Origin of the sequence: Nostoc sp. UCD121 (assembly GCF_014222285.1) — a bacterium.
Taxonomy (GTDB): domain Bacteria; phylum Cyanobacteriota; class Cyanobacteriia; order Cyanobacteriales; family Nostocaceae; genus Nostoc.
The window spans coordinates 1-11125 of the sequence record NZ_JACKZS010000234.1 but is presented as its reverse complement, the minus strand read 5'-3'; the positions used below and the strand labels follow the sequence as shown (position 1 = coordinate 11125).

Annotated in this window: 9 protein-coding genes; 7 read left to right on the top strand and 2 right to left on the bottom strand. The window is 40.6% G+C overall.

Annotation, left to right across the window (positions count from 1 at the left end; translation table 11 throughout):
* Positions 1 to 271: 271 nt before the first annotated feature.
* A complete protein-coding gene (gene uxaC / locus GNF10_RS31075) occupies positions 272 to 1690 on the bottom strand; it encodes a glucuronate isomerase (RefSeq protein ID WP_185585190.1) in 1419 nt (472 codons plus the stop codon).
* Between the two features lie 60 nt (positions 1691 to 1750).
* On the bottom strand, positions 1751 to 2782 hold the full coding sequence (locus tag GNF10_RS31070; RefSeq protein ID WP_185585191.1) for a LacI family DNA-binding transcriptional regulator: 1032 nt from the start codon (positions 2780 to 2782) through the stop codon (positions 1751 to 1753).
* Positions 2783 to 2957: 175 nt separating this feature from the next.
* On the opposite strand from GNF10_RS31070, the gene GNF10_RS31065 reads away from it, so the two are divergent.
* The 7 genes from GNF10_RS31065 to GNF10_RS31035 all read left to right on the top strand — a co-directional run bounded on the left by GNF10_RS31065 (position 2958) and on the right by GNF10_RS31035 (position 10966).
* A complete protein-coding gene (locus GNF10_RS31065; protein ID WP_185585192.1) occupies positions 2958 to 3443 on the top strand; it encodes a gluconokinase in 486 nt (161 codons plus the stop codon).
* A 137-nt stretch (positions 3444 to 3580) separates the two neighbouring features.
* Positions 3581 to 3904, top strand: a complete 324-nt coding sequence (locus GNF10_RS31060; protein WP_185585193.1) for a DUF1815 family protein — start codon at positions 3581 to 3583, stop codon at positions 3902 to 3904.
* 382 nt (positions 3905 to 4286) lie between these two features.
* Positions 4287 to 5183 (top strand): inositol oxygenase family protein, encoded by an 897-nt coding sequence (locus tag GNF10_RS31055; RefSeq protein WP_185585194.1) that lies wholly within the window; start codon positions 4287 to 4289, stop codon positions 5181 to 5183.
* Positions 5184 to 5911: 728 nt separating this feature from the next.
* The gene (locus tag GNF10_RS31050; protein ID WP_185585280.1) at positions 5912 to 6916 is read left to right on the top strand and encodes an ABC transporter substrate-binding protein; all 1005 of its coding nucleotides are present in this window, start codon (positions 5912 to 5914) and stop codon (positions 6914 to 6916) included.
* 177 nt (positions 6917 to 7093) lie between these two features.
* Positions 7094 to 8146, top strand: coding sequence for an ABC transporter substrate-binding protein (locus GNF10_RS31045; protein WP_185585281.1), 1053 nt, complete (start codon positions 7094 to 7096; stop codon positions 8144 to 8146).
* Positions 8147 to 8414: 268 nt separating this feature from the next.
* Positions 8415 to 9971 (top strand): sugar ABC transporter ATP-binding protein, encoded by a 1557-nt coding sequence (locus tag GNF10_RS31040; protein WP_185585282.1) that lies wholly within the window; start codon positions 8415 to 8417, stop codon positions 9969 to 9971.
* Positions 9968 to 10966 carry a ribose ABC transporter permease gene (locus GNF10_RS31035; RefSeq protein WP_185585283.1) on the top strand — a complete coding sequence of 333 codons (999 nt, stop codon included), beginning with the start codon at positions 9968 to 9970 and terminating at the stop codon, positions 10964 to 10966. The genes GNF10_RS31040 and GNF10_RS31035 overlap by 4 nt, the downstream gene beginning before the upstream one ends.
* The last annotated feature ends 159 nt before the right edge of the window (positions 10967 to 11125 follow it).

Genomic DNA, 11125 nt, shown 5'->3' with positions numbered 1-11125 from the left:
GTACACACAAGTCTTCTAGAGTTGCCCCAGAGCCTTTCGATCCCCCCAACCCCCCTTAAAAAGGGGGGCAAAAACCTCTCAAAGTCCTCCTTTTTAAGGAGGATTTAGGAGGATCTACACGATTTTGGTTTTGTACAGAGAAGTGTGTACACCGTAGCTTTATAAAGGGGAGGGAACCGGATGTTCTTGTTTCCCCCCTTTATAAGGGGGGATTAAGGGGGGTAATAATTCAGTCACCTTGAAAGGGCTAATTCTAGTAGCTTGATTTGTATTAGTCTAATTTGTAAGCAGTTTTAGCGAGGTCGTAAGCTAAAGCGCGGGCCATATCATACCCTTCCTCTTCGTCAACCAATCCCCGTGTTACCAATCCGGCTAACCAGTTAGAAGTTACCCGCCGCCAAACATTATGACGGGCTGGAATAGAAACGAAAGCGCGGGTATCATCGTTAAACCCAGCAGTATTATAAATTCCAGCAGTTTCCATTACCTGATTGAAGTAGCGTTCCATGCCATTTACACTGTCGTGAAACCACCAAGGCGGCCCGAGCAATATAGTAGGATAATGACCAGCTAAAGGAGCCATCTCTCGGCTATAAGTGCTTTCATCCATACCAAAAATAATTAAACGGAAGCGCTGATCGTTGCCATAAGCTGACAACAATGGGTGCAAATTTCGAGTCCATTCGATGTTTAGCGGAATATCACCACCTTTATCAGATCCAAATCTCTCAAACAAAGCTGAGTTATGGTTACGCATAACACCACAATGCATTTGCATCACTAAACCATCTTCTACACTCATCCGAGCCATTTCCATGAATATATGACCGGTAAACTGCTCCACATCTCCTGGATTCAGTTTGCCAATTAATGCTCTAGCAAAGATAGCTTCTGCTTCTTGGTCGGAAAGACTTGTGGTATAAGGCGTAGCTGCACCTTGATCGGTAGCTGTTGCACCCACTTTTTTAAAGAAAGCGCGACGTTCTTCTAGAGCTTGCACAAAAGTAGCGTAACTGCTAATTTCTCTCCCGATACTGCTTTCCAATTTGGTCAAATTTTCCCGCCAACCAGAAGCATCTAGGTTAACTACTGCATCTGGTCGAAAAGTTGGTCTAATTTGAGTGAAACCTTCTTCGTGGAGCGATCGCTGATTCTCTAGGTTATCACTGACTGCATCGGTAGTACAAAGCACTTCGATGTTAAAGCGTTTAAATAAAACACGTGGAGAAAACTCAGGTAAGGCTAATAAACTTTCCAGATAATCATAGATACGTCCAGCATTACGAGAATTTAAAGCTTCATCCACCCCAAAGACATTAGTTAGTTCGTCTTTGAGCCACAACCCTGATGGAGTACCTTGGAATAAATAAAAATGTTCGGCGAACAATTGCCAGATTTTCCGGTGGTCAGTTTCTGTTGGTGTATCACGAGTCGGTATCCCTAAAGCTTCCAAAGGAACGCCCCGACTATAAAGCATCCGCAAAATGTAGTGGTCAGGGATAATAAATAATTCTGTAGGTGAACCAAAACGGGCTGCTGGATTAGCTAACAGGGCTGGATCTACGTGGCCGTGTGGGCAGACCAAAGGTAATGCAGATATACTGTCAAAGAATTGATGAGCTAGTCGTCTTTGAACTGGTTCTGGAGAAAAGCAGCGATCGGGAGATAAAGTCGGTTTTTTGGTTAACATATTAACACTCTTCTATGACTCTCACGAGATAAAATCAGAAACCTTTCTTGTCATTAATTTTTAATTACGAATTATTAATGCACTACTACCACGCTCTACTAGAAAAGGAGATAAAACGCGGTTTTCCACAGTCTTTTCTTCTAATAAATCAAGTAACATTTGCATGGCATAGCCACCAATTTCTAACATCGGCTGGCTGACTGTTGTAAGTGGCGGTGTAACGTAACTACCTAAAGCAATACCATCAAATCCAACCAGGCTTAAATTTCGTGGTACTAAAATACCTAGTTCTTGGCAAGTTAAAAGAGCGCCAACTGCCACCATATCGTTATAACAAAAGATGCCTGTTACCTCAGCAGTCAATAGTTTAGACAGCATATTTTGTCCGGTGGCGACATCGCTGATTCTGGCATCATACTCGTCACTAATTGCAACCCAATCAGGATTTTGTGGTAGACCAGCTTCAGCAAGAGCCATTTGATATCCTTCTAGGCGCTGCTGATTCGACTTGCTGCGATCGCTTACACCCAAATAACCAATAGCAGTGTGTCCCAAACTTATTAAATGCTCTGTGGCTAATTTAGCACCTAAGCGATCGTCTATTGCTACTGAGTGAAATATTTCCGATTGATCTTCGGTCTGGCTGTTAATTAAAACTGTTGGTACAGCAATTTGGGTTAGTTGCTTTGTATGCTGTTTGCTAATTCGTGAATCGGCTACTAAGATTCCGTCTACTCTCCGGCGATGGAAGGTATCAATCGCTGCCATTTCCTGCTCTAAATCTCGGTGTGAAGCACTTAACAAAACACTCAATCCGGCTGGTCTGGCTATCTGTTCAATGCCGTCTACTACTTCAGCAAAAAAAGGATCTGCAATGGAAGTTACTACTACACCGATGGTATTAGTACGTTTATTTTGCAAGCTTTGAGCAATAGCATTTGGCACATAGTTCATCTCCTGCGCCAGTTGCTTAATTTCTTCTCGTACTTTCGGGCTAATGAGAGCATTATCCCGCAAAGCACGTGAAACTGTGGAATGAGAAACACCTGCTCTGCGAGCAATATCTTCAATTGAAATTCTTCGTTTATTCATTTTTTAGTTTAGATTTTAAAATAATGCACACGTGTGCGTTTATATGTATTATAGAAAACAATGGTTATTTGTCAAGAAATTTTAATACAACTCACATTTTGCATACAAAAATTCAATAGTCTTATTTCCTACCTCTTGTCTCTTACCTCAATAACTTAACTTTTCTTCAAAAAATATGATTATTATCATCATGGGTGTATCTGGTTCTGGCAAAACCACTATAGGAAAACTGCTAGCAGACTCTTTAGGCTGGGAGTTTAGTGATGCTGATAGTTTCCACTCACCAGAGAATGTTGATAAAATGCGGCGCGGTATCCCGTTGATGGAAGCTGATAGGATGCCTTGGTTGCAAGATTTGCAAACAGCCATCAAACATTGGCTGCAAGAAAATAAAAATGTAGTGCTGGCGTGTTCGGCTTTAAAAGACAGCTATCGGCAATTTTTGGTATCGGATAGCGATCGCATCAAGTTAGTTTACCTCAAAGGGCCTTATGAGTTGATTCAAATGCGGTTGCAAGAGCGTAGCAATCATTACATGAGCGAAAAACTCCTGAATAGCCAGTTTAATACTCTTGAAGAACCATTAGATGCCATATCTATGGATGTTGCACAACCACCCCAGATAATTGTCCAGAACATTAAAACGGCTTTGAAGATTTAGCTGATTGGTTGCAACCGCAAGATTAAGATTAATTACGTCTTGACGAAAACAACAACTTTTGGCAACTAAATACGTCAGGTGTCAGTCTCAAGAATCTTTAAAAGGAACCACATAACTATAGTGGTAGGAGAAAACTAGTGTTCCTAAGATTAGCGCAACAACATCAAGAATTCATCCAAGACTTGGTAATAAACCTGCAAGCCTTGACAATTATTCTTGAACGGCGTGGTTATTGTGCCTCATGTTACACCTGCGGCAACCAAATGAAGAGTGCTTCATTTATGGTTAGCTTGCGAGACAAGCATCTGATTCGCTTTGTCGTGTCTGATTACGGAATTACTTGGATGGAATTGTGGGATGATCGCGAATTAATGAAGTTGGAGGGTGCAGAAGCAATAAAACAATTGCAAGAGTTGGCTAATATTATCAAGTATTCGTCTACCATACAATTGACAACTTAATACTACTCTAAGTAAAGCTGACAAAAAACTTAATATAGCTTTATACACACCTGTGTAAAATCTATTTATTCAAAAATCTATCCAATAAACGAATTATTTGTTGGTATAAACTTATATCTACACAGATCGCATAAGTACTTGGTTTTAAGTCTGCGCTCTAAATTTTGTGTACTTTATCAATACTTTTGTCGGCGTTGCTGCATTGCAACGTCTCTACAAGGAATTTAATATTATGCAGAGTTTTGCAGATGGAAAAAAAACTTAACACACGGCTTTGCACACGTGTGCAAAAATAAAAATAAGTCAAAAATAGGTTTTGCACACCTATGCATAATATTGCGAAAACCCGATTTAAAAAATCAATATCGACGAGTAACAAGATATGTCTCAAATTCTCCAGAATTCCATCGAACAAGCTCAAAACAACCCCTTACATTCGTTAGAAGAGTGGGAAGAAGACTTACTCAATCGTTATCCCGATCCAGATAGCATAGTTAAAGAAGGTAAAACCACTCAAGAGTACAGGAATTATGAAACGCCTACCAGAGACACAGTAAAAGAATTTTATCGGTTAAATCATATTAATCAAACATATAATTTTGTCCTTGAGAAAGAAAAGAATTTTCTCAAGTTTGATAAAAAAGAAATGTCTGTTTGGGATGCAGTTGAATTTTTGAATCAATTAGTAGATGATTCAGATCCCGATACAGATATGGATCAGTTACAGCATCTATTGCAAACATCAGAAGCCATTCGTGCTGATGGTCATCCTGATTGGATGGTACTTACCGGCTTCTTTCACGATATGGGGAAGGTACTTTGTCTATTTGGTGAACCTCAATGGGCTACCGTCGGTGATACTTATCCTGTGGGTTGTGCATTCTCTGATAAAATTGTTTTTTCAGAATTTTTCCAAGAAAACCCTGATTACAATAATCCCAATTACAACACTAAATATGGTATTTACGAGCCGAATTGTGGATTGATTAATGTACATATCTCATGGGGTCATGATGAATATTTTTATCAGATGATGAAAAACTATTTACCTGAACCTGCATTGTATATGCTTCGCTATCACTCATTTTATCCTCAACACCGCGAAAACGCATATAACCATTTGATGGATAATCGCGATCGTGAAATGTTTAAATGGGTTAAATTATTTAATCCTTATGATTTGTATTCAAAAAATCCTACTCCTCCCGATTGGCAAAAGTTAAGACCATACTACGAAGATTTAGTGGCTAAATACTTACCCGCGACGTTAAAGTTTTAAACTGCTGATACCCAATTACTAGCTATTGCTGTGCTAAAAAATCTCCATTTTTTTTAGGAGATGCTAAAAGCAGTTAATCAATTTCAGATTTGGGATTTCAGATTAACCCTATATTTCAATATGGTTACTGCAAACTGGTTTCAAGCTTAGAATTTGAAATTTTTCAGCTGCATTATCTAAAATCTAAAACTGGTTATCCTCCAAGCTAAATTATGATATTTCATTCTGGGAATGTTAAGTTTTTTGAATTTACTTAATCTTAAAAATACTTAACATTTTCCAATACTAGAATCCCAAGAGTTTCAACTAAAGATAGATTAAAAACCTTACTTCATTCTGTAAAATTCAATCAATAAAGCTCATTTTTGTACCAAGGAAGGATAAACTCATAAAAAGACAAGCATAAGTTCTCAAGTTAAATAATATCCTTTTCTATAAATTTTGCTGAAAAGGTAATTTGATTCTAGACATCTTAAAAAAGTATTTTCACTAAGAAACAAATTTTATGACGTAGTGTAGCCGTCATCGCTTTGCTTTAAAGATAAACATCTATTAAGTGTAATGGACTTAATAGCAGCAACTCACATCAAATTAGTTACACGATGTTAAATAATAGTTGAAAATGCCAAAGCCTGTAGGAATATTAGATCGAGTCTGAGTTTTGAGACATATTTAATATTCTGTTGACCTTTATCAAATTTAAATCCGTTGTTAATAATAAGACAAATATGAAGACAATTGCGCTCATAGTTGGCATATTAGGTTTCACTTTTGCGAGCTGCACAAATAGCGCTCCAAATGAAAACTCTGCTGCTAATGGTACTAATACTGCTACCAACACTAGTTTAGAGACTACAGTTAATAGTCCAAGTAGAAAATTACAAACAATCGGTGTCGCCTTGGGTGACTTAGGAAACCCTTTTTATAATGCAGTGCAAAAGGGTGCAGAGACAGAAGCTAAGAAAATCGGCGGTAATATTAGAGTTAATGCGGTTTCCAGTAGCTTTGATTTGAACCAACAAAGCAACCAAATTGAAAATTTTACTGCTGCGAATACTGATTTAATTATCCTCAGTGCTGTTGATAAAAAAGGAGTTAAACCAGTAATTGACCAAGCAAGGCTTGCAGGTAAGGTTGTCATTGCAGTAGATTCAGCCGTGGATGCAGATGTAGATGCAATGATTAGCTCCAACAATACCCAAGCTGGTGAAGTTGCTTGTCAATATATAGCCGATCGCCTCAAAGGTCAAGGTAGTGTAGTCATTCTCAACGGTACGCCGATGGATTCAATCAATCAGCGAGTTAGTGGCTGCGAGGAATCATTATCCAAATATCCTAATATCAAACTCATCTCTAAAGAGCAAAATGCCGAAGGGACAAGGGATGGAGGATTGAGAGTAATGAGTGATTTACTCACAACCTTTCCCAAAATAGATGCCGTTTTTGCCACGAACGATCAAAGCGGTGTTGGCGCAGACTTAGCAGCTAGACAAGCAAGACGCAAAGAATTTTTTATTGTTGGGGTTGACGGTTCGCCAGATGCAACCAAAGCAATGGAAGACAAAGATGGTGTATTTGCTGCAACTGCGGCGCAAAATCCCGCAGGTATGGCCGAAAAAGCAGTTCAGATTGGCAACGACATCATCCAGGGTAAAAAACCTGAGTCATCTGACATTCTAATTCCAGTCAAATTGGTTACTAGAGATAACCTCAGCAGCTACAAAGGCTGGTAATACTAATTCGTAATTCGTAATGACACTCGCAGACTCGCTACCGCTACGCTAACGTAATTTGTATTTCCAATACATAGAAAAGGCTTGATATAAGAGGGTTGCAAGACTTTACTCTGTTTTTTGAAAAATACATCGTTTCTAAATTTGGTGTAAGTAAGAATGACTTTTAGGAGATATATGAATGTAAAAAAGATTCCGTTTACTTCTGGTGTTGCGCTTCGCATAATCGCAGCTAGTATACTAGGTATCATTAGTGGCAGCTTTATCGGCTGTACGAATAGTTCTCCCGATGGCAACATTGCTACTAACACTGATATTAAACCTGCTACCAATACTAGTGCAGAAACTAAAACCGCCACTGGGAATAGAAAGTTGCGATCGGTTGCCTTCACTGTTGGCGATCTAAGTAACCCTTTCTTCGTTGTTATGGGACAAGCTGTTGAGGCAGAAGCGAAGAGAATTGGTGGAAAAGATGTCAACGTTATTATAGCTTCCAGTGCTTATGACCTTAACCAACAAGCTAATCAAATTGAGAATTTTACGGCTGCAAATACTGACATCATTGTTTTGAATGCTGCTGATAAAAGTGGAATTAAACCAATAGTTGAAAGAGCAAAACAAGCAGGTAAAATTGTCATTGCTGTAGACACAGGTGCAGAGGGAGGTGTGGATGCCACCATCACTACTAATAATGTTCAAGCTGGAGAAGTTAGTTGCAAATATATTGCTGACCGCCTTAAAGGTAAAGGCAATGTAGTAATAGTTAACGGGCCGCCAGTGGATTCGGTAATTCAGCGAGTTAATGGCTGCGAGAATGTATTGTCTAAATATCCCAATATCAGAATCCTCTCTAAAAATCAGAATGCAGGGGGTAGTCGGGATGGAGGACTTAGAGTTATGACTGATTTGCTTACAACCTTTCCGAAGATTGATGCTGTTTTTGCCATCAACGATCCGAGTGGAGTTGGTGCGGAACTAGCAGCTAACCAAGCACAACGTAAAGAGTTCTTTATTGTTGGGGTTGATGGTGCGCCAGAAGCAATCACTGCGATCGCTTCTAAAAATAGTTTATATGCTGCAACTGCTACTCAAAATCCGCGAGGAATGGCCGAAAAAGCAGTCCAGGTTGGCAACGACATTTTAAATGGGAACAAACCTAGCAATCCGACAATTTTGATTCCAGTTAAGTTAATTACAAAAGATAATGTCAGCACAGAAAAAGGCTGGTAAATAATAAAAATTGTAAATTTACAATTTTTATTATTTCTAATCTGAGTTGAGTCTTTTGATGCATTGACAGACTTTTTGCCCATACTCATGATGTATATATGCATTTGCGAAAAGTTCTAAATTTTGGAAGACGACCTTTAGAAGTTTCCAAGATAGCGATCGCTATTTAAAACATGATTTTGTGATGATCTTAATTTCATATCAAGTGTGAGTTTATTGATTTCTAACTCACGATGCAATTTTTAAATTGTTTTTAGAGGTTCTGCTCATGACAACAAATATTGAAACCTCATTTACTGATACACCAACCACCACCCCTGTATTAGAAATGCAAGGGATTACGAAACGATTTCACGGTGTATCCGCGCTCCAAAATGTCAATCTCACGATTTATCCGGGAGAAGTTCACGCCCTCATGGGTGAAAACGGAGCAGGCAAAAGCACATTGATGAAAATCCTGGCTGGAGCTTATATTGCCGATGAAGGAGAAATTCGCATCAATGGTCAACCCCTCAAAATTACCGATCCGGCGACAGCACGTAAAGCTGGTATTAATCTTATTTATCAAGAACTGAATGTTGCACCTAATTTAACCGTTACCGAAAATATGTTTATGGGTAGCGAGTTGCGGCGAGGTCAGTTTTTAGACCGCAAAGCTATGCAACTGGAAGCAGAGCAAGTGCTGGACAGTCTTGGAGCCAATTTTACAGCGCAGACTGTAGTTAGTACTTTATCGATCGCAGAACAGCAGCAAGTAGAAATTGCCAGGGCGCTGAAGGACAAAAGCCGCGTTTTGGTGATGGATGAGCCAACAGCAGCCCTATCTGACCGGGAGAGCGACCATTTATTTGAGGTAATTCGCAAACTACGGAGTGATGGTATTGCCATTATCTACATCAGCCATCGGATGGAAGAAATCTATGCCTTAGCTGACCGGATTAGCGTGCTGCGGGATGGTCAATATATAGGCAGTCTCACACGCAGCGAAATTTCTCCACAGCGATTGGTGCAGATGATGGTTGGTCGCTCCATGCAAGACTTTTACGAACATCAACGGCAAATGAATCCTGGCCCGGTGGTGCTAGAAGTCAGAAATATGAGTGATGCCCGCAAGAAGATTGAGCCGGCTAGTTTTGAACTTCATGCTGGAGAAATTCTCGGTTTAGCGGGGTTAGTTGGTGCAGGACGCACAGAACTATCGCGGCTGATTTTTGGTGCTGACCGCAAAGCCAGTGGTGAAGTATTTTTGAATGGCAAAAAACTAGAAATTAATTCGCCCAGTGATGCGATCGCTGCCGGAATTGGCTACGTCCCAGAAGACCGCAAAGACCAAGGTTTATTTCTGGAGATGAGCGCCCGCAAGAATATTGCCATCAACACACTCAAGCAAGATGCAAAGGGTGGAGTTGTTAACTGGGGTTCAGTTAATCGGCTGTCAACAGAGGCGGTGGAAAACTTTAATATCCGCCTAGCCAATTTGGAAATCAGAGCGCTGGATCTTTCTGGTGGTAATCAGCAAAAGCTAATGCTAGCGCGTTGGTTAGCCATTAAACCGAGAGTACTGATGTTAGATGAGCCGACACGCGGCGTAGATATCGGTGCCAAAAGTGAAATTTACCGAATTATGAGCGAATTGGCAGCGCAAGGTGTAGCTATTTTAATGGTTTCCAGCGAACTAGCGGAGATTGTCGGCATGAGCGATCGCGTCTTAGTGATGCGAGAGGGACAACTGGTAGGCGAACTGGACGGTAGTCTTGGCAAAGAAATCACCCAAGAAAAGATTATGCATTATGCAACTGGAGCATCGGAGGTATTAGAATCATGAGTCAGACAGTCAGACCACCTGCCAATAAATTAGCCAACAATCCCGCATCCCGCAATCGGAAATCAATCAGCACTCTGCTGGAAGTTGCGGGTATTCTGCCAATCTTAGTAATTATCTGCATCTTATTTGCATTCCTTTCTCCCAACTTCCTCACAGGCAGTAACATCGTTAATATCTTGCGTCAGTCATCAATCAATATTGTGCTGGCCACAGGAATGACCTTTGTGATTCTCACCGGAGGGATTGACCTTTCAGTTGGGTCAATATTGGCTGTTTCTGCCGTAGTTTCCTTACTGGTATCACTGCTGCCGGCTTTAAGTTGGGCGGCCGTGCCTGCTGCGTTGCTGGCGGGATTGCTTTTAGGGTTAATCAATGGCGCTCTCATCACCTTTTTGGATGTGCCACCTTTTATTGTCACATTAGGTTCACTTACAGCTTTGCGGGGTGTTGCCTTTTTAGTTGCCAAGGGAGCAACGCTGATTAACCCAGACATCAATTTTGCTTGGGTGGGTAATAATTATGTCGGCCCCCTGCCGTGGCTAGTAATCATTGCGCTACTGACCGTAATCGCTAGCTGGTTTGTGCTGCGACAAACTGTTTTAGGAGTGCAGATATATGCTGTTGGCGGTAACGAACGGGCAGCCAGATTAACTGGGATTAAAGTTAATCGGGTGTTGCTATTCGTCTATGGTATTAGTGGCTTACTGGCAGGTTTAGCAGGAATAATGAGTGCTAGCCGTCTTTATAGTGCTAGTGGCGTATTAGGTCAAGGTTACGAATTAGATGCGATCGCAGCTGTTATTCTTGGTGGAACCAGCTTTACAGGTGGTATTGGTACTATTGGCGGCACTCTTTTAGGTGCATTAATTATTGCTATTCTCAACAACGGTTTAACTCTGTTGAACCTATCTTACTTCTGGCAACTAGTTGTCAAGGGACTAGTAATTATTTTGGCAGTTGTGATTGATAGACTCCGCAGACGTTCTAGACGGTAAAGGGGACTGGGTACTGGGGACTGGGGAAGAAGCAAGGGAGCAGGGGGCAGAGGGGAAAGAGGAAATGTTATTCTCCCCAATTCCCCATTCCCAATTCCCCATTCCAAATTCCCAATTCCCTATTCCCCATTCCCCATTCCCCATTCCCAATATATAAAC